This is a genomic window from Clostridioides sp. ES-S-0049-02 (assembly GCF_020658465.1).
GTDB lineage: Bacteria > Bacillota > Clostridia > Peptostreptococcales > Peptostreptococcaceae > Clostridioides.
Genome location: NZ_JACVWG010000005.1, coordinates 163,599 through 185,498, shown reverse-complemented (window position 1 = coordinate 185,498; position 21,900 = coordinate 163,599). Strand labels below are relative to the sequence as shown.

Annotated in this window: 25 protein-coding genes; 15 read left to right on the top strand and 10 right to left on the bottom strand. The window is 27.1% G+C overall.

What is annotated here, in order from left to right:
* Positions 1-4 precede the first annotated feature (4 nt).
* Genes IC213_RS13250 through IC213_RS13240 form a run of 3 tightly spaced genes read left to right on the top strand, consistent with a single transcriptional unit; the run spans position 5 to position 1,521 of the window.
* Positions 5-706: a TIGR02536 family ethanolamine utilization protein gene (locus tag IC213_RS13250; protein ID WP_227863151.1), complete on the top strand. Its 702-nt coding sequence runs from the start codon at positions 5-7 to the stop codon at positions 704-706.
* Positions 707-718: 12 nt separating this feature from the next.
* On the top strand, positions 719-991 hold the full coding sequence (locus IC213_RS13245) for a EutN/CcmL family microcompartment protein (RefSeq protein ID WP_227824686.1): 273 nt from the start codon (positions 719-721) through the stop codon (positions 989-991).
* Between the two features lie 56 nt (positions 992-1,047).
* Positions 1,048-1,521: a cupin domain-containing protein gene (locus IC213_RS13240; protein WP_227835885.1), complete on the top strand. Its 474-nt coding sequence runs from the start codon at positions 1,048-1,050 to the stop codon at positions 1,519-1,521.
* Positions 1,522-1,592: 71 nt separating this feature from the next.
* Here the strand turns inward: IC213_RS13240 and IC213_RS13235 are convergent, their stop codons facing one another.
* On the bottom strand, positions 1,593-2,423 hold the full coding sequence (locus tag IC213_RS13235; RefSeq protein WP_227835886.1) for a MerR family transcriptional regulator: 831 nt from the start codon (positions 2,421-2,423) through the stop codon (positions 1,593-1,595).
* Between the two features lie 462 nt (positions 2,424-2,885).
* On the opposite strand from IC213_RS13235, the gene IC213_RS13230 reads away from it, so the two are divergent.
* Positions 2,886-3,131 (top strand): helix-hairpin-helix domain-containing protein, encoded by a 246-nt coding sequence (locus IC213_RS13230; protein ID WP_227433517.1) that lies wholly within the window; start codon positions 2,886-2,888, stop codon positions 3,129-3,131.
* Positions 3,132-3,299: 168 nt separating this feature from the next.
* Here the strand turns inward: IC213_RS13230 and IC213_RS13225 are convergent, their stop codons facing one another.
* The 9 genes from IC213_RS13225 to IC213_RS13185 all read right to left on the bottom strand — a co-directional run bounded on the left by IC213_RS13225 (position 3,300) and on the right by IC213_RS13185 (position 8,924).
* Positions 3,300-3,584 (bottom strand): DUF3795 domain-containing protein, encoded by a 285-nt coding sequence (locus tag IC213_RS13225; RefSeq protein ID WP_227433516.1) that lies wholly within the window; start codon positions 3,582-3,584, stop codon positions 3,300-3,302.
* A gap of 15 nt (positions 3,585-3,599) precedes the next feature.
* Complete coding sequence (locus tag IC213_RS13220) at positions 3,600-3,857, bottom strand: TfoX/Sxy family protein (RefSeq protein ID WP_227433515.1); 258 nt, start codon at positions 3,855-3,857, stop codon at positions 3,600-3,602.
* 55 nt (positions 3,858-3,912) lie between these two features.
* Positions 3,913-4,428 carry a GNAT family N-acetyltransferase gene (locus tag IC213_RS13215; RefSeq protein WP_255619085.1) on the bottom strand — a complete coding sequence of 172 codons (516 nt, stop codon included), beginning with the start codon at positions 4,426-4,428 and terminating at the stop codon, positions 3,913-3,915.
* Between the two features lie 117 nt (positions 4,429-4,545).
* Positions 4,546-5,262: a hypothetical protein gene (locus IC213_RS13210; protein WP_227483044.1), complete on the bottom strand. Its 717-nt coding sequence runs from the start codon at positions 5,260-5,262 to the stop codon at positions 4,546-4,548.
* Positions 5,263-5,454: 192 nt separating this feature from the next.
* Positions 5,455-5,946: a GNAT family N-acetyltransferase gene (locus tag IC213_RS13205; protein ID WP_227483043.1), complete on the bottom strand. Its 492-nt coding sequence runs from the start codon at positions 5,944-5,946 to the stop codon at positions 5,455-5,457.
* Positions 5,947-6,146: 200 nt separating this feature from the next.
* Positions 6,147-6,317: a hypothetical protein gene (locus tag IC213_RS13200; RefSeq protein ID WP_227483042.1), complete on the bottom strand. Its 171-nt coding sequence runs from the start codon at positions 6,315-6,317 to the stop codon at positions 6,147-6,149.
* Between the two features lie 182 nt (positions 6,318-6,499).
* Positions 6,500-7,237, bottom strand: a complete 738-nt coding sequence (locus IC213_RS13195; protein ID WP_227483041.1) for an ABC transporter permease — start codon at positions 7,235-7,237, stop codon at positions 6,500-6,502.
* A gap of 11 nt (positions 7,238-7,248) precedes the next feature.
* Entirely contained in the window at positions 7,249-8,010 is a 762-nt protein-coding gene (locus tag IC213_RS13190; RefSeq protein ID WP_227483040.1) for an ABC transporter permease, read from the bottom strand.
* A complete protein-coding gene (locus IC213_RS13185; protein WP_227433510.1) occupies positions 8,010-8,924 on the bottom strand; it encodes an ABC transporter ATP-binding protein in 915 nt (304 codons plus the stop codon). Before IC213_RS13185 ends, IC213_RS13190 begins: the two co-directional genes overlap by 1 nt.
* A 193-nt stretch (positions 8,925-9,117) precedes the next feature.
* Between IC213_RS13185 and IC213_RS13180 the strand changes: the two genes are divergently transcribed.
* From IC213_RS13180 to helD, 11 genes are all read left to right on the top strand, one after another.
* A complete protein-coding gene (locus tag IC213_RS13180) occupies positions 9,118-9,825 on the top strand; it encodes a response regulator transcription factor (protein WP_227824693.1) in 708 nt (235 codons plus the stop codon).
* Positions 9,826-9,864: 39 nt separating this feature from the next.
* Positions 9,865-11,271: a sensor histidine kinase gene (locus tag IC213_RS13175; RefSeq protein WP_227483038.1), complete on the top strand. Its 1,407-nt coding sequence runs from the start codon at positions 9,865-9,867 to the stop codon at positions 11,269-11,271.
* A gap of 959 nt (positions 11,272-12,230) precedes the next feature.
* On the top strand, positions 12,231-12,602 hold the full coding sequence (locus tag IC213_RS13170; protein WP_227483037.1) for a BlaI/MecI/CopY family transcriptional regulator: 372 nt from the start codon (positions 12,231-12,233) through the stop codon (positions 12,600-12,602).
* Between the two features lie 531 nt (positions 12,603-13,133).
* The gene (locus IC213_RS13165; protein WP_227483036.1) at positions 13,134-13,601 is read left to right on the top strand and encodes a VOC family protein; all 468 of its coding nucleotides are present in this window, start codon (positions 13,134-13,136) and stop codon (positions 13,599-13,601) included.
* 64 nt (positions 13,602-13,665) lie between these two features.
* The gene (locus IC213_RS13160; protein WP_227863150.1) at positions 13,666-14,097 is read left to right on the top strand and encodes a DUF3788 family protein; all 432 of its coding nucleotides are present in this window, start codon (positions 13,666-13,668) and stop codon (positions 14,095-14,097) included.
* A 213-nt stretch (positions 14,098-14,310) separates the two neighbouring features.
* The gene (locus IC213_RS13155; protein WP_227483034.1) at positions 14,311-15,180 is read left to right on the top strand and encodes a Nif3-like dinuclear metal center hexameric protein; all 870 of its coding nucleotides are present in this window, start codon (positions 14,311-14,313) and stop codon (positions 15,178-15,180) included.
* A gap of 488 nt (positions 15,181-15,668) precedes the next feature.
* A complete protein-coding gene (locus IC213_RS13150) occupies positions 15,669-16,376 on the top strand; it encodes an SAM-dependent methyltransferase (RefSeq protein WP_227433502.1) in 708 nt (235 codons plus the stop codon).
* Positions 16,377-16,639: 263 nt separating this feature from the next.
* Positions 16,640-17,506, top strand: a complete 867-nt coding sequence (locus IC213_RS13145) for an RNA polymerase sigma factor (RefSeq protein ID WP_227483032.1) — start codon at positions 16,640-16,642, stop codon at positions 17,504-17,506.
* 198 nt (positions 17,507-17,704) lie between these two features.
* Positions 17,705-18,391, top strand: a complete 687-nt coding sequence (locus IC213_RS13140) for a DUF2461 domain-containing protein (protein WP_227483031.1) — start codon at positions 17,705-17,707, stop codon at positions 18,389-18,391.
* A 226-nt stretch (positions 18,392-18,617) separates the two neighbouring features.
* A complete protein-coding gene (locus IC213_RS13135; protein WP_227483030.1) occupies positions 18,618-19,427 on the top strand; it encodes a MarR family winged helix-turn-helix transcriptional regulator in 810 nt (269 codons plus the stop codon).
* A 129-nt stretch (positions 19,428-19,556) separates the two neighbouring features.
* Complete coding sequence (helD, locus tag IC213_RS13130) at positions 19,557-21,800, top strand: RNA polymerase recycling motor HelD (RefSeq protein WP_227863149.1); 2,244 nt, start codon at positions 19,557-19,559, stop codon at positions 21,798-21,800.
* The last annotated feature ends 100 nt before the right edge of the window (positions 21,801-21,900 follow it).

Here is a 21,900-nt window from a genome sequence, read left to right as displayed (position 1 = left end):
GTTTATGGATTACAACAATATTATAGAGATTATAGTAGAAGAACTTTACAAAAAAATAAATACTACGAATGTTGGATATATAGAAAATGAAAATAGAAAAAAAGTAATTATATTATATGAAAATGATAAAAGTAAATTTGACTTATTAAATGATAAGTTTAATATAGAAATATTTGATAGTGCTACAAAAGATTGTGATGCAGTAATAGTATCAAAACTTTGTATGAGGGGTATTTGCAACTTAGCATTAGGAAATAGTTTTTCAAATGAAGAAAGATTTCTATTAAAAATGCTTATGAAAGGTAAGAAAGTATATGTGTTAGATGAAGGAATAGAATACAAACTCTATAAAGACACTGCACCTAAAGCACTATACAATAAATACAGAGCTTATGAAGAGGATATTTGTAGGTATGGAGTAAAGATTATAAAGAATTTAAATGAGATAACATTAAGTGAGGAAACGTTTAATAAAGAAATATTGAATAAAGAAATATTGAATGAAGAAATATTGAACGAAGAAAAAGTAAAAATAGATGATAATTTTAGCATAGATTTGACACAAAAAAGGCTTATATCTGAGTCTGATTTGAGAAAGCCTATGATAAGTGGAACTAAGGATATTATCGTAAGCAAAAATAGTATAATAACTCCATTAGCTATTGATTTTATAAGAATACATAATATAACAGTAAAAAGAATATAGTGGAGGAGACTTATGGAAATAGGAAAAATAGTTGGTAATGTATGGGCAACAAGAAAAGATGAAAAGTTAAATGGACAAAAATTCTTAGTTGTGAAACTATTAAATGCTAAAGATACATATAAAGAAGGTTTTTTAGTAGCAGCAGATAATGCAGGGGCAGGGAATGGAGATTTAGTTCTTATAACTAGAGGCTCTGCTGCTAGAACTTCAATAGAAAGACAGAGTGTTCCAATAGATGCAACTATAGTTGGTATAGTCGATTCTCTTGAATTTGCGGATGAATAACAAATGAGTAAAAGTATTGGTGATATAGAGATATAAGGTTAAGGAGGTAATAAGAGATGGATATAAGTACATTAAACAAAGATATGTTGGAAGTCTTAGTTAGACAAATAATAGAAGAAAATTTAAATGGTTCTAAAAATAATATAGATTTTAATAGACACAAAGATATAAGTGGAATAACTTCTATAAAATTACCAAGAGTAAAGGTAGATGAAAGTAATAGATTAGATACTGGTAATCCAAATGATATAGTTTATACAAAAGATTTATTTACTTTAGAAGAAAGTCCAAGACTAGGTTGTGGAATTATGGAAATGAAAGAAACAACTTTCGATTGGACCTTAAATTATGATGAAGTAGACTATATAATAGAAGGAACTTTAGACATATTAATAGATGGCAGAAAGATAACAGCATCTGAAGGGGAACTAATACTCATACCAAAAGGAAGTTGTATAAAGTTTTCAGTACCTAATTATGCTAGGTTTATATATGTAACATATCCAGCAGATTGGGAATCACAAAAGTAAGAAAAAGACTATGGAGAAAAGTAAGTAAAAAGGCTATGATAAGCTAACAATCATAGCCTTTATGTAATAGACTATATTTTTTTTACTGGAACTTGAATTTCCATAAGCGTTTCATTTAAGTAACTAGTAAGAGTCACATCTATTTTAAATATTTGATAAATATCGCCATTAAGGCATAGGTTGTGCTCACTCATATACTCTTTTATAAAATCAAAAGATGGATGGTATCTTTCAAGTTCATCACCATCATAATACATAGAAAGATATAACCCCCCTGGAACAAGTTTTTTTAAAGGGGACTGTATATCATCATCTTCTATGAATATAAATGGAGATAAAGGAATATAATCTTTAGATTCGTCTAAAATTAAATCATTACCATAAGCACCCACTCTATCACTTGCAACAATTGGAGCAATCTCATTTAAATGAGATTCCAATTCAGTTACAGCAAGAGCTAATTCATGAGGTCCACCAGTTGGTTTATCAAAGGTAATCATATATCTATCTGGAAGTGTAAGTTCTGTAATTGTATTTACTGGAGATAGAGAATCTAGTTGTTTTAAAAATTCAACCTTTTTATTTAATACCTTTTCAAGCTCTATTTTTTCTCTGATTTCTGAGTGAAGTGTTTCCTGGTATTTTTCAAAAATTTCAATAGATTTTTTGAAATTTCTGTCATTAAAATAACTTGTAATATCATTAATACACATTCCTAATTGTCTTAATTCTTTTACAGTTCCTAACTCTTCATATTGAAGAATAGAGTAATATCTATATTTAGTATTAGGGTCTACGTAGTTAGGTTTTATAAGATTTATTCTGTCATAATATCTTAGTGTTTCACTTGTAAGGTTTCTAAGTTTTGCTAATTGGGTAATTGACAAAAGTTTATTATGCACAATATTTACCTCCTATTTTAAGCTAAAAATTTTTAAAAGGAAAGATAGGCTTTTAATAGACGTCATATAAGGTGTTTAAATAAACTTTTTAGGAAAATGTAAACTAATTTAATTTGATAATACTAAATTATATTAATTTTCTTAACATAATAATACCAAAAAACAGGCAAAAAGTGAAGTATAAAGAACTGATTTTCTATGACCATTTTTATGGGAAAGTAAATATTAATTGAATGGTGAAGTGTTTGGTATCACTTAGGTTATAACTAAGTAATGTATTTTATTAAAAAGCATACAATAATAATATTTTATATCAAAAAAGTAGAATTTAGTCAGCATTATTAATTTATATTAAAAAATATAAATTAAGTACTATGAAATTTCAATATTAGATGTAGCATAAAAATAATATTTAATATACAATAAAATATAAAAACACATATCCTAGAAAGAAGGTATAACATGGGAGAATTGAGAAAAATTCCTGGGGTAGGAAAGGAAACTGAAAAAGACCTAATAATGTTGGGATATACAACAATTGAATCCCTTAAAGATGCCAATCCAGAAGAGTTGTACCAAAAAGAATGCTTAATGAGTGGGCAACATATAGATAGATGTCAACTATATGTATACCGCTGTGCAATATATTTTGCATCAACAGAAAACCCAGACCCAGAAAAACTAAAGTGGTGGTATTGGAAAGACTAAAGAATAATTATGAAGGATTAAAGAATAATTATAAAAGACTAAAGAGTGATTATAAAAGAGTTAAATATCAGTTTTGAATAATAATTAAAACTATTATTTAGCTCATTTATAATACCTCACTCATCATATGTATCTTAACATAATATGTATTTCAATCAATGAATTAAATTAATTAAGAGAATCATTTAAAGATTTTTCTTCAGCTAGCCATTTTCTGCATTGTTCAATCTTTATTGTAGGGTCAAAACCTTGCTCTTTCCCCATATTTGAAAGCATATCACAAGGAAAAGTATCACATTCTCCACAATGATTAAGTTCTTTGCTTTCACAGCAAGTCTTAACCTTACATTCACCACCCCAAAATGGACCTTTCATTTGAGTACATCCTTTACAATTTACTTTCTCTTTTCTTGCACAACTGTTACAGAGTACACCACATCTTGATTCAAACATATAAACTCTCCTTTTCTAACACTTAAATATATTATAAAATTCTTTTAATTCTTCCTTTTCATCTGAAGATAATTGACTTTTTCTGATGCCTTGAATTGCACCTTCTAGTGAATATAGACGGTTAATACATGCAGAAGCATCAATAGATTTTATTTTTAACCATGCCTGCTTGCTACCTATTTCCTTTAACTGTTCATAGGTTGTGATTCCAACTTGGTTTAATTGACCTTCAACTACAGGACCTATATTTGGTAATTTAGAAAGTTCACCCATTATATCACTCCTTATATCTTAAATATTAAATAGAATTACCAATCATAGTTTATAACTACTGTTCAAAAAATTCCTTTGCATATTCTACAGTACCAGACACTTCTTTCAATCCATTGTCTAGTAGCTCTATAGCCATAAAATTTTCATCTGGCACTTCAAATGGAGCTTTTATATTAAACTTACTTGCTACTTGATAGCCAAACTTAGGATAATATTTGTCATGACCTAAAACTACACAACCTTTATATCCTTTTGACTTTGCAATCTTATGTCCTTCTTCAATTAACTTTGAACCTATTTTTTTGCCTTGGACACTTGGAGAAACTGCTACTGGTGCTAGTGCAAGTAGTACATCATTTTTAATCTTTATTTCTGTAAATAGAATATGCCCAACTATATCTCCATCATCTTCAGCAACAAGTGAAAGTTCCGGAACAAAGCTAGTACTATTTCTTAATCGATTAACAAGGTTTTGTTCATCATGGTCAGAAGATTCTTCATTTGTAAATGCAGCTTTAATAACTTCATATACTTTATCTTTGTCACTGGTTTTTTCTTGTCTAATTATCATTTTAATTTATACTCCTGTGGATTAAATTTTTTTATCTGTTATATTAAAGCTAATTCTATTAAGGTTAATTCTAGAAAATGAAAATAGCAGTGTACTATAGCCTTATCAATAGTTTTATCACTTTTCATAATAAAATGCATTACACCAAGAATAGTTATATCCTCTAATTTTTAACCATTCAGGAAAGGAAATTTTTTTGCTACTTTCATCATATTGAAACCATAAGTCATATAATTCTTGATAGTATGTTTTTTCTTTTAAATATTCATCATAATAATCTAGGTTTCCTTTATATTTTGTAAGTAGTCTATCTAATTCCTCTAAATCTTCTTTAATATTTTTTTTAGGGTTTAGAATTACACTTTCTTGTATATGATGAGAAGCAAACCATAACTCATCTATATATTTATTTAATAATAGTTCGACAGATTTAATATCTGTGTCATCTAATTTTAAAGCATCTTTTAGCATATCCTCAGAAGAGTAGTATCTATATTTATCATAATTCTCTTTATTTAAAGAAATAAATAGATTTAATTGATATCCCCACCTAAGAAAAGGCATTTCTTTATTTAAAACAGCTTTTTCAACTATTGGAAAAATTAATTTGACCACTAAAGGTTGTTGAAATTCTTTTATGTTGTTTTTATCAAAACGCTCCTTACAAATATATGTAACAAAATGCTTTTGTTTATTTTCAGGTAATTTTAATATGTAGTCGATTAAAAAGTCTAGTTTTTTGTTTGCTAATTTCTTTAATCCTGTATTTCTTGTATTTGCATATTCATTCCAAAGTTCTGTTATTTTGCTATCTTCATAATCTATAGTGTTCATTTATTGCCTCCAAATTATATCAAAAATCTTTAAATAGAAGTATCAAGATTTAGTACATGTATAGATAGTTATACATTAATATTGATGTGTAAATATTCAGTTATATAAATATTATCGATAATTAAATACCAATATTGATATGTAAATACTAAGCTATTTAAACAGATATCAATTGAACAAAATTAAATTTACTTATATATCTTTTACATCTTTTTTATATAGATTAGATTTTTCATCATAACAAAATTGATTTGCTTCTAAAACTTTTATAGATGCTACATTCGTTCTTGTTTCCTCGATTATTGGGTCAGCTACAATACGAACGACGTTTTTATTTTCTTCAATCACTTTGTCAGAAATCAATTTTACCAACTGCTTTCCAATGCCTTTTCCCAACAGATTCTTTTCACCAATTAGATAGTCAATACCATACGTTCCATTGGGTTGTGGAATTTCTGAATCCTCAAGGGGAATTTGATTATAATTATAATATTGGCAAAAACCAATAGCTTTGTGTTCAGATTCAACAATGAAATGATGTATAAAGTTATATTCATTATTTCTACCTTTTATTTCATTTAACCAATCAGAAGCATCCCCAAACCATTTTACAATATATTCTTGATATAACCATGATTTAACCATCTCAATATCTTTTTCTTCTAATTTTCGTAATGAATACATTACTCATTCACCTCACCAATTCTAATTTCTAATTGTATACTTTGCTAACATAATGCGGAAACTGTATAATGCTTTCCTTGACTTTAATATTTAAAAATTTATGTAATACTATATAAAGTAGAAGTTTATAGATTAAAGAACATCCAATATAATAACTCGTTGATTACAACTTTATCGGTTGTGATTTTTATATAATCTTACTACCATGTATCTGGAATAGAATTCCAAATTATGATTATAGTAGTAAGTAGAATTAATAAAGTAACTAAGGATGTAACTAATATTGGTTTATTTTTTTTAATAATACCTACAAGTATACCTACTATGAGTATTAGTATTAATAAAAAGATTATTCCACTAAATGTAAGCATAGTTATATTTCCTCCTCATAAAATATAGGCAAGCTTTTTTATATTTTACCATACTACATAATGAAAGTCTTTTTTATTGATTAGATGGTCAAGAGGTGATTTGAATTATTTATCGTATATCCTTGATTTATTATAATACAATAGGATGACACCATCTTGTCATATATAATTTTATTGTAAGGCTAAGATATAACATCATTTTTTCTAAAGTTTCTCTTAGCGATTTCAGAAAATATTATAGTAGTGGCAAATGCAACACATATTGTAACTATAGTATCATTAACGTTTAAAGCAGATTGTTTTATAATACCCATAGCACTTCCTAACATAGAGTATGGGAAAAATATACCAATAGAAGGTTGTGCTATTAGTAAGCCCATTCCAAATAGAGAAAGGCAAAGACTGATACCAATAGGAGTAGCAAAACTTCTAATCTTTATAGATAGGTATAGTTGTATAGAAGCTATTGAAATTGAAATAATCCAACCCTTAATAATCCAGCCAGTGAGTTCATTAGGTACACTTTGGGAAAATCCAATCATATTTCCAGCAACTATGTAAAAAATAACGAAAACAATTTGAGTGATAGCCGTAAGTATTGAAATAACTATAAGTTTAGATAAAAAAATGTTTTTTAAATTGATTGGAAGTGTCATTACATTATTCCAATTATGATTCATATGTTCAAGTCTGCAAACATAGGCACAAAAGATTGCTATTAATATAGGAAAGAAAAACTCACCATAAAATAGACTAACTTGAGTCCACAAGCTATACCATTCTTTCTTAAGGATATCTTGATTTAGATAAAAGTTTCCAGTACCAATTAGCACACTTAGAAGTGGTAAAGCCAATAATATATACCATATAAAAGAATTTTTTAACTTTAGGATTTCTCCCAAAACTGATTTTCTTAACATTTAAATCCCTCCTATATTTCCTTTTTTAATAAATGATTTTTTCCAATATAATAAATTAACATTCCAACAAAGAAGATTAAAACAGTCATTGAAAAATTCATATTTACTTTGTAAACTGATGAACCAAGGGCAGTGTCATAAGCATAATTTAGAGGCGTTAATTCTATGTAATAAGACCATATAAATAATCTACGAATACCTTGAAAAAATAGTCCTGATGTTAAACCTATAAAGCTACCTAACATACCAAGTGTAACAGCAAGCATTTGATTTTGGAATACAGTTGCAACCCATTGGTGCAGTGCTATTATAGCTATACTAACTAGTATCGTACCTAAGGTATATTTGACAATTAAGGACATAGAAAATGGTTCGATAAAGTCCTTAAAAGATGCAAAACCTAAAATAGCCAATATTTGTATAAGTATAGATAATGATATCAAAATAGTAGAGCATAAAAATTTAGAAAAATAAATACTATTTAAGGGTGTAGCAGAAGACTTTAAAAGTTTCCATGTATCTCCTTTATGCTCTATATCGCTTATTCGCGAAGTAATTATTGATATTAAGATAGGAAAAAATAATCCATTTAAACTTGTAAAACTCATAATCATGTATGAATATTCAAATCCACTTAGCATGTCTGGATTCTTTGTAAGAGCTCTACTTGAATTCATGATACACCATATTATTTCAACAGCTACAAATAAAAATGTCATCAAAATAATTTTCTTTCTTTTAATTTTATAAAATTCTAAACTAAGATATTTCATTATAAAGTCACCGCCTTGCCAGTAAGTTCAAGGAATATATCCTCTAAGCTCTTTTTATGTTCTTCTATTCTAAATACATCCATATTTGAATGTACAAGTATGTTATTTATTTTAGCTACATCTGTATCTTTTAAATTTTCAATAGTTAAATATCCATCTTGTATAAGTGACATATATCCTTGTGTATTTAAAAGTTTTTGAGCAGATATTGGATTTTGTGTTTTAATAGCAATATGACTTTGACCTTTATCATGAAGTTCTTTTATACTATCTTGAAAAACAAGTTCACCATGATTTATTATTCCTATTGATGTGGCGATTTGGTCAATTTCACTTAGAAGATGACTAGAAATAAGAACTGTCATGCCATATTTTTCTGGAAGAGATTTTATTAGTTCTCTAATTTCTTCAATTCCAGCTGGGTCAAGTCCATTTGTAGGTTCATCAAGTATCAATAGTTTTGGAAACTTCATTATTGCCATGGCAATGCCAAGGCGTTGTTTCATACCTAGTGAATATTGACTGACCTTCTTATTTTTCTGATTTTCTAGTCTTACTATTTTTAAGGCTTCATGTATATTTTTTTTAGGTAAATCTAATAGTCTTTGCATAATAGTCATATTTTCAAGCCCTGTCAAGTGTCCATAATATGATGGAGATTCTATCAATGAGCCAATATCATTTAAAATTGATATTCTGTTTTTATCATTTAACTCTTTACCTAAAATACTAATATTTCCTTGTGTAGGTTTTGCAAGTCCAAGTAGCATTTTAAGAGTAGTAGATTTACCAGCACCATTAGGGCCTAAAAAGCCATATACAGCTCCTTTTGGTACTCTAAGGTCTAAGTCTTTTACTCTAAATATTTTATTGTATTCTTTTGAAAGTCTGTTTGTTTTAACTATCATTTCCATATGTTTTATCCTCTTTTCTATAATTTAGTATGAATTTTTATGACTTACATATAGTAGTGTTTGTAGCTTATATTAATACAATAAAGTACTTACATTTCAGATAGCTGAAGTTTACCTTACGATAACCTTAAATAGTCTATTGGGGTAAAGTTATAAAAATGGGTATATGATATACTTATGGAGGGTGATAATTATGGAAACAATAAAGGATAAAAAAATACTTGTGGTTGATGACCATAAAGAATTATTAAAAATGATAGATGAAATCTTAAGAAAAGATGGATTTAATAGAATTTTTCTAGCCTCTAGTTATGAAGAAGCTGTGAAAGTATTTAAAAATATAAAACCAGACTGTGCAATTTTAGATGTAGTATTGCCAGATGGAGATGGATTTTCTATTATGAGAAAAATTAGAGAGACGTCTAAGATACCAGTTATTTTTCTTTCTGCAAGAGGAGAGGATGAAGATAGATTGATTGGTTTGGGTTTAGGAGCTGATGATTATATAGTAAAGCCATTTTTACCTAAAGAACTTACTTTAAGGTTAATAGGTATACTAAATCGTGTATATATTCCTATGAAGGAAGAGGAGTTGCCAGTATTTAAACTAGGAGATTTTGTTGTCGTAAATTTAAATACTGCATGTGTAAAAAAAGATGGACAAGAAATATCTTTAACTGCTAAAGAACATTCCCTGCTTTTAAAGTTGTATGAAAATAAAGGGCGAATTGTTACTAGTGATGCACTATGTCAAGCTATATGGGGAGATGACATGTATGGGTATGAAAATACTCTTATGGTACATGTTAGGAGAGTTAGAGAAAAGATAGAGGAAGCACCATCTTCTCCTAAGCATCTTCTTACAGTAAGAGGGCTTGGATATAAATTAATTGTTAATTGATTTATGCCATAGGAAGATTTCAAGAGGAGTGATTTAACTTTGGATAGTGTAAAATATATATTGAGGCGATTTATAGGTTCAAGCATCTTGATTTCATTATTTCTAATTATCTTAAACATAACAGGATTTTTGATATTTTCATACGTAACCTTTATATATCCATACTTGGGAGAATCGGATATAAGCACTAGCAGAGAGACTAAAGCAAATTTAATGATGCTTGAAGAAAAGTTAACCTCAAAAGATGGTAAATTTGTTTTGGATGAATCTAGCAAAGATGTGTTACATAAAAATCAAGCTTGGGCGATGTTAATTGATGATAATGGGGACAGAATATGGGAGTATGATTTACCCAAAGAAATACCAAAGCATTATACTTTAACGGATGTAGCTAAATTTTCAAAATTCTTTTTAAAAGACTATCCTGTGTATGTATGGGAGCATCCTGAGGGGCTTCTAGTTACAGGATATCCAAAAGACAAGTATACTAGGTTTAACCTTACTTATACCATTAGAGAAATAGAGCAATTTCCAAGGTTAATATTAGTTATGCTTTTGCTTAATGCAATAATTACTTTTTTAATAGCTTTGTTCATAGGATTAAAAATGGTAAAATCTATAAAGCCAATTATTACAGGGATGAAGCTTATTTCAAAGGGCGAGCCAGTATTTCTTCAAGAAAAGGGAATACTTAGTGATATTTCAAAATCTATTAACTCTGTATCTAGAGAATTACAGGAAAAAAATGCAAAGCTTAGAAAAAGAGAAGAAGCTAGGTCTAATTGGATTGCAGGAATATCTCATGATATAAGAACACCACTTTCAATGATAATAGGATATGCTGGAGAGCTTGAGGAAAGTAAAAATCTTTCTCAAAGAGAACATGAGCAAGTATCTATTATATGTAATCAAGGTATTAAGATTAGGGAATTAGTAAGCGACCTTAACTTAGTCTCTAAATTGGAATACAATATGCAACCATTGGATTGTGGTAAAATTAGAGTTTCTGTTTTCTTGAGAGAGGTTGTTTCTGATTTTATAAATAATAATTTGGATAATAACTTTTATATTGAGATTAATATATTGGATGAAGATATTATTATAGATGCAGATAAAAAGTTATTAAAAAGAGCTATTAGCAATTTGATACAAAATAGTATAACTCACAATCAACATGGGTGTAATATAAATGTAGTTTCAAGGTCTGATTTAGATTTTTGTTATATAACTATTGAAGATGATGGAAAAGGTATGAGCAAAGATAAAATTAGTTATTTATTGAATAATCAATATAATTTGAGTGATGCATATGCTAAAGGTCAGAATCATGGTCTGGGTCTTTTAATAGTAGCAGGTATTATAAACGCACATAAAGGTAAATTAAATATCACAAGTGATGATTGTCATGGTCTAAAAATAACTTTAAAATTACCACTAGTAAAGTAAAATTTTATGATAAAATAATAAATAAGCGTGAACAATGAAAATATTTTGAAAATAATTTTATTATTTATTGACAAAAATGTTCTATCGTAGTAGAATAAATATAAATTCTTTTCTTGTCAAGTTTTATTAAATAAAATAGTAACTTTTGCTTTATGCGCTTAGAGCTAAGTTACTCATGGTATCAAAATTTTCATAGGAATAATATATTTTGGAATTATTGTAAGACTGTTAAACTCTTTAAATAGTTCCCTTTTTTTTAATATTTTTCAATAATACTTAAAATATTATTGACAAAAATATTCTACTAAAATAGAATTATAATATAGTAGTTTTTAATTTTGAGAAGAAGAGAATCAGATTTTAAGAGCAGATTTAATTAGAAGAACTTTTATGTAATTATTAGAGGAATATTTTAGTAGAACCTTGTATTTAGAGCGAAAGAGCATCTTAAATAGACATTTTTTGACCATATAAACTCTACTAAAGTAGAGTTTTGGTGTCTGATTTTTAGTGATATAAAGTATAGATGTCTAGATATGTTGAATTAAATTAGAGCTATAAAGAGCTGTTGAGGAAAAGGTTTGGATTATAAAAATCATAAATGAGAGATTCTTTTTTTAAAAGCTAGAGAAGCAATAAGTCAAAATTAAAAGAAGTAAGATTACTAAAATATAAATGCTTAAAACTAGAAAGAAAAATTTAAAAGAAGGGAGAGCTACTGAGACAAGTATCCAGAAGTATATAGCTGAGTACAAGATATTTCATAAAACTTAAGCAATATAAAGTAATTCTGACACTATTTACACATGTTTATTATGTACAAATAGCTAACTTTAGAATTTAAGATTGAGAAAATCTTATAAAATTACAGTAATTTAGATGAATATAACATCAATTAAATTGATGAAAATTTTACTGTGAATATTGCTTGTCTGTATTCTGAGTAGCAAAGGTTTATTATGCCAATAAAAAAGTTGCCACAATCAGAATTGAAGATAATGAAATTTATATGGAAAGTAGATTCCAAAATAACATCAAAAGATATTATTTTAGCTATGGAGCAAAAATATCAATGGAAGCAAACGACAACTTTAACTATTTTATCTAGATTAGTAGTTAAAGGATTTTTAAATTCTAAAAAGGTAAATAAACATACACAGTATGAGATTTTAATTAATAAAAAGGACTACTTGAATGTTGAAACGAGAGAATTTTTTAGTAATATTCATGATTCCTCTATAAAAAGCTTATTATTATCACTTCATGCAGATGATAATATAAGTGAAAAAGATATACTTTTTATTGAAGAGTGGTTAAGAAGTATTAAATAAAAATAAGAAAATAAGATTAAAGAAAAATAGTAGCTATTTGTAAAATAAAACATGATACCTAAAAATATGAAAACTTATTTTTAGAAATTTTGTGAGCTTGTATAATATAAGTAAAACATTAGATTGGTGATTTATGTAATTTAATAGATTATATGTAAATTAAATATTATAAAAATACAATCTTAAAGCAAAATTAAAGCAAAATTTTGTATAATATAAACATAAATCATATACAGTATATTTATGATATGTAGTATATCTGTATTTGAAAATTATAAATTATAAGTGGATTGTAATATGAACCAAAATAAAATTAAATATGAGTGTAAATTAATGATGGACAATTCTATTAATTCAATATAAAAAGCTACCTTTAGTTATCAATTAAATAACTATATTTTAGGGTAGCTTTTTGCATATGGATTGTAGTTGTGTAGAATACATAATTTCATAATTTTTATAAATATGACATATAGCTTTCAAGTTTAAATTGGTACAATAAAATAATAATAAAAATTAGGGGGGATATTTATGAAATATCAATGTTCATTATTGGCAGTAAATGATGTAGAAGTGTCAAAAAAGTTTTATGGAGAATTGTTTGACCAAAAAGTTGTGTTAGATTTAGGGAAAAATGTAACTTTTAGTGGAGGATTTGCAATACAAGAGGATTTCGCATGGTTAACAGGACTAAATCCAGATACAGTTGTGAAAAAATCACACAATATGGAACTTTATTTTGAAGCTGATGATTTTGATAAATTTATTGAAAAACTTAAATCATATAAAGATGTAGAGTATGTTCACCAACCACTAAAATATGAATGGAAACAGAGAGTAGTGCGTATTTATGACCCTGATAAGCATATTATTGAGGTAGGAGAAGCTATGGAAGTTATAGCCAGAAGATACTTAGATGAAGGGTATTCTGTAGAAGAAGTTTCTAAGATTATTCAACATCCAATTGAATTTGTAGAGGAATGTAAAAGGAGTGAATAATTTTGTTACTAGTATTTTTAGATTAAAAATAAATCAAAAGTGGTGATTAAAATTGTATGAAAGAATGTTGAATAAAAGTGTTATGCCATCAGAAAAAGAGATTTCTGAGTATGTTGGCAAAAAACATTTTAATCTTATTTTGCATCTTGAGAATTTATTAGATAAAAAATATGATTTGCGTAAAGAATTAAGATTTCCTTTTGGAAATAATTATGGCTGGGGATATAAGTATTCACATAAAACAATGCATCTATTTTATGTGTTTTTTGAGAAAGATTGCTTTACAACAACTATTCAAATTGGAAGTAATGATGTAGACAAGCTATTAGATATACTGGATAACTTATTACCAAAGACAAATGAATTTTGGAATAAGCGATACCCTTGTGGAAGTGGAGGATGGATAAATTATAGAGTGGAGAATGAGAAAGAGCTTGATGATATTTTAAAGATTATTGAAGTTAAGAAAAAGCCTCCAAAAAATCTAATCATATAAAATAATAGTATTTGACAAGATTAATGATGTAAATTAAAATGAAAAGATATTTCTAGACAAGAGTATTGAGATAGAATGTATACTAGAAAAATAAATTATACTTTAAGATGAGTGAATATTTATAGTGTTTTGAAATATAGTTGATTTTTAAAGTATAAGTATACTATAGAACTCTTGTATAAATAGATATTAGTTAAATATTATTGTAAAGGAGTGATTAGTATTAAAGCAAAAGAACTTTATAAAAAGTTAGACTTAGAATTTGATATTAAAAATATTGATGATGATTGGAGTTTTATGAATTTTGAAAATGATTTTATTACTCCAGAGTTTAAGAAAAAATACATAGGTTTAGTATTAGATAATGCTCAAGACATTAATAAAGTATATACAGTTACTTTTCCAGATAAAGAAATAATTCAGCAAATCATAGATAAAGATGAAAGAGATATCTTACTTTTTTCACACCATGCAATGGGATATATAGCATGTGATGAAGGTTTTCCATTTCATGATATTCCACTATCTTATATGGAAGAGATGAAAAAACGTAGAATTTCTTTTTATGTATTACATTCTCCATTAGACAATTATAGTGATTATTCAACTTCTGTTAGTTTTGCAAATGCTTTAGGTCTTGAAATTGTCAAACCATTCTGCAAATATGATGATAAAATCAAGGTAGGAGTTATATGTAAAACATCCTTAAAGTCAGTAGAAGAGATTAAGGAGCTTGTTAAAAAAGCAGTTGGACATGATGTGAAACTATATGATTATGGAAGCTCTTTTTTAAAAGATGGTTTAGTAGCTATTGCAGCAGGGGGAGGAAGTTACCCATTTGTAGCAAGTGAAGTTGATGAGCTTGGTATAAATTTATATATTACTGGATTTACCAAGCCTTTAAAACATTTTGAACCAGTATTAGAATTTCATAGAATTGCAAAAGAGAATTTAATTAATGTTATAGGTGCTACTCATTATTCTACAGAAAAATTTGCATGTATGTCTTTAGTCAATTACTTCAAAAATCTAGGGCTAGAATCAGAATTCTTGGAAGGAAAGTATTATTTAGAAGATTTATAATAGATATTAAACAAAAATAGGCAGTCAGTAAAAATTTGTGTTTACTGACTGCCTATTTTATTGTTTTTAGAATAATATCTTAATTAGCTTTATAATGTAGTATCGTAATACTCTCTGGAGAATTTAAAAAAATTGTCTTGGAGTTAGATTTTTTAGATATTCCAAAATCTATTCATATCTGCTTCTTTATTTGTTCATATTTTATAGCTAACATATATCAAGGTTATTTTTCCTATTTCACTATAGAATACTTATTTTTCGATGTTTTTTTATAGTATTATTATGATAAACTATATTTTATAAGTATTTATTTTAAATTATTATAAATATTAATTTTAAAATAATAGAATTATTATATTTATGAGAATAAATGGTATAATAAAAGGTAAAGTGTCAAATATCCGCTAAACTAAATAGATTAATTAGTATATACATTAAAATATAAACAATTTAAATAAATAATAATTTATAAGGAAAGGAAAGATAGAATGGTATTTACGAAAAGTAATAAGTATGACAAAGAGTTCCTCATGAAAAATATGATGGGGCCTAATTGTATAAAAATACTAGAGGAACTGACAAATAAGATAAAATTAGAAAAGGGAATGCGTATTTTAGATTTAGGATGTGGAAGAGGTATATCTTCTATATTTTTAGCAAATGAATTTGATGCAACTGTATTTGCAACAGATTTGTGGATAGAACCAACTGAGAATTATGAAAGATTTAAGGACTTTAACTTAGATAATAAAATATTTCCAATACAAGCAGAGGCACATGAATTACCTTACGCAGAAGGTTTTTTTGATGCAGTAATAAGTGTTCATTCTTATCACTACTTTGGAAATAAAGAAGGTTTTTTGGAAAATCACATATCGCCTCTTGTAAAAGAGGGTGGAATAATTGCAATGGCAATGCCAGGATTAAAACAAGATTTTGTAGATTGTATACCTGATGAACTTATTCCATTTTGGCAAGATAACATGAATTTTCATTCTCTTAAATGGTGGAATGAGCTTTGGTCAGAATCGGAGTCTGTGATTTTAGAGAAATGTGAAGCTTTAAGTTGTCATGAAGAAGCATGGCAAGATTGGCTAAACTGCGATAATTCTTATGCAAAAAATGATAAAAAAATGATGGAAGTAGAAGATGGTAAGTATTTTAATACAATTTCTCTAATAGCTAGAGTTAAGTAAAAGTTGGAGTTAGATAAAGACTAGAGCTTGATAAAGATTTGAATTAGATAAAGATTAGAGTTAGATAAAAATTCAAATACAAAGATAATTATTCAAATATAAAGATGATTATTTAAATACAAAATGATTTTTTAGAGAATTTATACCCAATTGGACTATTTAGGTTGATTGGGTATTTTTATTTTTTAATAATATACTAAAAATAAAAATTTTATGTCACAAAGTACTTTTTAAATTGTCTAATTTAATATGGGGGTGAAATTATGAGTGAAAGTACACAAAATAATGTAAAAAAAGATGAAATAGAAAATTTGATAGATAGAGCTATTTTAGGAGACAAAAAATCTCTTGAAATTTTGTTATTGGATGTACAGGATTTAGTATTTAATTTATCTTTAAGAATGTTAGGTACTGTACAGGATGCAGAGGATGCCAGTCAAGAAATTATGATACGTGTAATTACTCATCTATCTACATTTAGAAAAGAAAGTTCTTTTTCTACATGGGTATTTAGAATAGCATACAATCATTTACAAAATTATAAAAAAAGTATGTTTTCTAAACAGCATTTAAGTTTTGAATATTATGGAGCTGATATCAAAAATGGCAAATCAAAAGATATACCTGATTTATCTCAAAATGTTGAAACTTCTATTATTGAAGAAGAACTAAAATATTCATGTACAAATGTAATGTTACAATGCTTGGATGTAGAGAGTAGATGCATTTTTATTTTAGGTACAATGTTTAAACTAAATAGTAAAGTTGCTGCTGATATTTTGGATATATCTTCTGAAGCATATAGACAAAGATTATCACGAACTAGGAGGAAAATGGCCTCATTTTTAGATGAGTATTGTGGATTAAGTGGAAAAGGGGTATGTCAGTGCAAGAAGCGTATTAATTATGCAATAGTTAATCACCGTATAAATCCTAAAAACTTGGAGTATTCTAGTCTAGAAAAAGATGATGATAATACTATATTTAAATTTAAATCTGCTATGGAAGAAGCTGAAAATTTTTCAACAGTATTTTCAAGACTTCCATCATATTATTCTAGTGAAAAATTAAAAAAATTTCTAATAGATTTTTTACAGTCAGACTGCTACTCAATAATTAAAAATTTATAAATACTTAGAAAGTTTTTGAAATATGATGCAAAACTTTAATAAGTATTAAGTATGGATATTAGAAGTTATTTAGATATGTAATTTTAAAAATTAATTAATGAGTATTTTAAAATAGCTATATGGTATTTGAGTATCAATCAAGTATTTAAATAATTTTTAAAAATATTAATAAAATTAATATAAAAGGGAGAGAAAATTATGAAAAAAAATTGTATATTAGAGTTTTTAAATGCACTGAAAAACAATAATTCAAGAGAGTGGATGATGGAAAATAAAGAATGGAAAAAAGAAGCTACATTGCAATTTGAACAGTTGTTACAAGATATAATTAATGCTTTAGCTTATCAAGATAAATCTATTGCACATCTAAATGCAAAAGATTTAATATTTAGGTTGAATAGAGATACTCGTTTTAGTAATGATAAATCACCTTATAACCCATCATTTAGAGCACATATTTCATCTGCTGGACGAGTACCAATTCCAGTAGGGTATTACATAGATATTTCTCCACAAAATATATTTTTAGGAGCAGGACTTTTTACACCACAGCTTTCAGATGCAACAACAAGAGTGAGGGATTATATACTTAAACATTCAGATGAATTAGAATCTATTTTGTATAATCATAAATTTTCAGAGAATTTTACTTTAGATGGCGAAAAACTAAAAAATATTCCAAGAGGATATCCAAAAGATTTTACTAAAGGAGAGTATTTAAAACACAAAAGCTGGTATATTGAATATCACTTACAGGATAGTGACTTAGACAATTTATATGAATTTTGTAAAATGGTTACTGATAAATTCTTACTTATGAAACCTTTTAATGATTATATTAATAAAGCTTTAGAAGGCTACAAAATGCCTGAGAGAAAAGCTTAAACATAAGAAATATGAGTAGAGTATAATCGGGGCATAATATTAGTAAAAGTTTAAAATATAGTACAGTTAAAGTGTAATAAAGTGTTAAAATATTTGACAAATCGAAGGCTTGCTCTTATACTCAATACAAGTAAGGTACCTTTTTAAAGGACTTATTCGAAAAAAATCATATAATTAGTAAAATGTATGATTACAAAATTAATAATTAATTTAGGAGGTAAAAATCATGAATGAAACTCAAGATGAAAATTTATTAGAGCAATTTTTTAAAGTACAATCGTTACTACATAAATTTCACCTTCAAAATCATAAATCACATGGTTTTTTTAGAGGAACGCATAGAGGTCAAGGAAGAGTATTATCTATGCTAAAAATAAAACCAGAAATTACTCAAAAAGAACTATCTTATTTGCTTGATATGAGACCTCAATCTTTAGGAGAGTTGCTTTCAAAACTAGAAAATCAAGGATTTATTACTCGTACACCTTCAGAAAAAGACCGTAGAGTAATGGTAGTAAGACTGACATCAAAGGGTATGGATGAAATTAATAAAATTGAGCAGGAAGAAGACCCAACTAATAAAATATTCGATATTTTAGAAAAAGAAGAAAAAAGTATTCTAAGTGATATTCTTACTAAGATTACTAATGAGTTGGAGAGAACTATAAAAAATGATGATAATATTAATTTTGATGGGGCGCATATGGGAGCACACTCAAGACCATATCCTGGTCAACGCTTAAGTTTTAATGGAAGAGAAGGTTTTGGAATGGGGCATATGGGTTCACATCCAAATCCACATGAGGAACCACATCCAAGTTCTCAAGAAGAAAAAGAGTTTTACAATCCACGTATGGAAGCATTTCAAGCTTTTTTTAATAGAGAAGAATTCTTTGAACAAATGACGAAACAGCATCCAGGATTTTTTGAACAGATAGTAAAAGAACATCCAGAGTTTTTCAAGAATAAGGAATTTGATGAGCAGAATGTATCTAAGGATGAAAAGTATAGCGAAAAGGATGTTAATGAAGATTAGAAACTATCTATCCTCCCACTATAATTATATCATAAATAAAAAGTTTTTTTAAGACTATGAATATATCCTCACTTCTATATAATTGATATAGCGGATTAAACGTTAATTTCAATTGAGGAGGATTATAATATGAATCTAAATGATTTTGAATTGAATCTTGAAAATGAATGGCTCCAAAAAGTTTTTAAAGAAGCTAACAGACAGCTTGAGGAAAAACGTAGAGAAAAGGATAAACTAAAAAAAGATGCTATAGAAACTCAAAGGGAATTATGGAGTGATTTGGGGGCTATTTCTATTGAAAATGGATTAGAACAACTTTCTGAATTTATGTCATTTATGGATGTTATGAAGCATCAAAAAAGGAGCCATGAATTTACTGAAAAGCTCAAAGATAAATACGAAAAAATGATTGAATCTCCTTATTTCGGACGAATTGACTTTACTGAAGATAATGAAGTTGATACTCAAAAGTGTTATATTGGGCTATCAAATCTCATTGATGATGATTATGATTTTCTTGTATATGATTGGCGAGCTCCTATTTCAAGTATGTTTTACGACTATGAGATTGGACAAGCAAGTTATGATTGTCCAGAAGGATTAATCTCTGGAGAAATAACTAAGAAAAGACAATATAAAATAAAAGATAGAAAAATTGAGTATATGTTTGACAGCAATCTAAATATTGATGATGATGTCTTACAAGAACTTTTAGGCAAAAACTCTGATGAGAAAATGAAAACTATAGTTACAACTATTCAAAGAGAGCAGAATCAAGTGATTCGTAATGAAGATTATAAAAACTTAATTGTACAAGGCGCCGCTGGAAGTGGAAAAACATCTATAGCACTTCATAGAATTGCATATTTACTATATAGACATAAAGATAAAATAACATCTAAAAATATAATAATATTTTCTCCAAATAACATATTTAACGACTATATATCAAATGTATTACCACAACTTGGTGAAGATAATATTTGTCAGACCACATTTAAAGACTATATGCATCAAGAATTAGGAAATGATTTTAAAAAAGAAAGTCCATCAGAAATGATGGAGTATATATTTGATAATAATCAAAAAATAACATATAGAGATAGGATAGAAAATATAGAATTTAAAACATCTTCAGAGTTTGTGAATATATTAAAAAAATATATAACTCATCTAGAGACAGAGGATAGATGCTTTGAAGATATTATTGTGAGAGGCAAGTTGATAATTTCATCTAAGGATTTGCAAGAGTTGTTTTCTAATGATTATTCAAATCTACCAATCAAGAGAAGATTAGAAAAGATAAAATCAAGAATAATGTTTCTAATTGAACCATATGAAAAAATTTGGGCTGATGAAGTATTTAAAGAACTTGAAGAATCTGGAAATTATATAGAAAAAGAAGAAATGATAGAAAGAAGTACTCTTATTGTAAAAGAAAATTTGAAAGAAATTTATTCTAAAGTTTTAAAAATGACAGAGCTAGACTTTATAGACATTTATAAAAACCTATTTGAGAATTTGGAGCTGTTTTTAGATAAAACGAATATTGAGTATGATAAAAATCTTATAGATAATATAAGAACTTATACAATGGATAATTTGAGTGTAAAGAGACTTTATTATGAGGACCAAGTTGCTCTTTTATATTTAAAAGGAGTTCTTGGAGGTATCCCAAATACATCACAAATTAAATATGTAATCATAGATGAAGCACAGGATTACAGTCCATTACAATATGAAATATTTTATAAACTCTTTAATTCTGCAAATATGACTATATTAGGAGATATCAACCAATCAATCAATCCATTTATGAATATTGGAGATTACAATAATATTCATGATATATTAAAGAATGATACTTGTATAATAAATCTAAGTAAAACCTATCGTTCAACAATGGAAATTACTAGATTTTCAAGAAAACTTCTTACTGAATCTATAAATGATGAATATGTTGAAAGACATGGTGATGAGCCTAAGATAATCGGTTTTAAAGATAAAAATCAACTGAATAAAAAACTTATTGAAGATATAAAAGGTTATAAAAAGAAAAATTATAACTCTGTTGGTATCATAACAAAAACAGTTCGTGAAGCTATAGAAGTATACGAGTTCTTAAAAGAGAATGATGATGATGTACAGTGTATAACAAAAGATGATGATGAGTATATAAATGGCGTGTTAATAATGCCTTCATACCTATCTAAAGGGCTTGAATTTGATGTGGTTATTATATATAATGCAAGCAATAAAAATTATAATAATGAAGATGAAAGGTTGCTCCTTTATACTTGTTGTACAAGAGCTCTTCATGTACTAAACATATATTATTTAGATGAGATAAGTTCTTTATTAAAACAATATTAAAGTAAGATTAAAGTAATATTAAAACGATATTAAAACAATATTAAAATAATATTGAAGTAATATTGAAGTAATATTAAAATAATGAAATTTTAATTCTTTT

Bases quoted from the DNA above. Each gene is read 5' to 3' on its own strand.
- IC213_RS13250 (WP_227863151.1), top strand. From the start codon at position 5: ATGGATTACAACAATATTATAGAGATTATAGTAGAAGAACTTTACAAA.
- IC213_RS13245 (WP_227824686.1), top strand. From the start codon at position 719: ATGGAAATAGGAAAAATAGTTGGTAATGTATGGGCAACAAGAAAAGAT.
- IC213_RS13240 (WP_227835885.1), top strand. From the start codon at position 1,048: ATGGATATAAGTACATTAAACAAAGATATGTTGGAAGTCTTAGTTAGA.
- IC213_RS13230 (WP_227433517.1), top strand. From the start codon at position 2,886: ATGGGAGAATTGAGAAAAATTCCTGGGGTAGGAAAGGAAACTGAAAAA.
- IC213_RS13225 (WP_227433516.1), bottom strand. From the start codon at position 3,584: ATGTTTGAATCAAGATGTGGTGTACTCTGTAACAGTTGTGCAAGAAAA.
- IC213_RS13220 (WP_227433515.1), bottom strand. From the start codon at position 3,857: ATGGGTGAACTTTCTAAATTACCAAATATAGGTCCTGTAGTTGAAGGT.
- IC213_RS13215 (WP_255619085.1), bottom strand. From the start codon at position 4,428: ATGATAATTAGACAAGAAAAAACCAGTGACAAAGATAAAGTATATGAA.
- IC213_RS13210 (WP_227483044.1), bottom strand. From the start codon at position 5,262: ATGAACACTATAGATTATGAAGATAGCAAAATAACAGAACTTTGGAAT.
- IC213_RS13205 (WP_227483043.1), bottom strand. From the start codon at position 5,946: ATGTATTCATTACGAAAATTAGAAGAAAAAGATATTGAGATGGTTAAA.
- IC213_RS13200 (WP_227483042.1), bottom strand. From the start codon at position 6,317: ATGCTTACATTTAGTGGAATAATCTTTTTATTAATACTAATACTCATA.
- IC213_RS13195 (WP_227483041.1), bottom strand. From the start codon at position 7,237: ATGTTAAGAAAATCAGTTTTGGGAGAAATCCTAAAGTTAAAAAATTCT.
- IC213_RS13190 (WP_227483040.1), bottom strand. From the start codon at position 8,010: ATGAAATATCTTAGTTTAGAATTTTATAAAATTAAAAGAAAGAAAATT.
- IC213_RS13185 (WP_227433510.1), bottom strand. From the start codon at position 8,924: ATGGAAATGATAGTTAAAACAAACAGACTTTCAAAAGAATACAATAAA.
- IC213_RS13180 (WP_227824693.1), top strand. From the start codon at position 9,118: ATGGAAACAATAAAGGATAAAAAAATACTTGTGGTTGATGACCATAAA.
- IC213_RS13170 (WP_227483037.1), top strand. From the start codon at position 12,231: ATGCCAATAAAAAAGTTGCCACAATCAGAATTGAAGATAATGAAATTT.
- IC213_RS13165 (WP_227483036.1), top strand. From the start codon at position 13,134: ATGAAATATCAATGTTCATTATTGGCAGTAAATGATGTAGAAGTGTCA.
- IC213_RS13160 (WP_227863150.1), top strand. From the start codon at position 13,666: ATGTTGAATAAAAGTGTTATGCCATCAGAAAAAGAGATTTCTGAGTAT.
- IC213_RS13150 (WP_227433502.1), top strand. From the start codon at position 15,669: ATGGTATTTACGAAAAGTAATAAGTATGACAAAGAGTTCCTCATGAAA.
- IC213_RS13145 (WP_227483032.1), top strand. From the start codon at position 16,640: ATGAGTGAAAGTACACAAAATAATGTAAAAAAAGATGAAATAGAAAAT.
- IC213_RS13140 (WP_227483031.1), top strand. From the start codon at position 17,705: ATGAAAAAAAATTGTATATTAGAGTTTTTAAATGCACTGAAAAACAAT.
- IC213_RS13135 (WP_227483030.1), top strand. From the start codon at position 18,618: ATGAATGAAACTCAAGATGAAAATTTATTAGAGCAATTTTTTAAAGTA.
- helD (WP_227863149.1), top strand. From the start codon at position 19,557: ATGAATCTAAATGATTTTGAATTGAATCTTGAAAATGAATGGCTCCAA.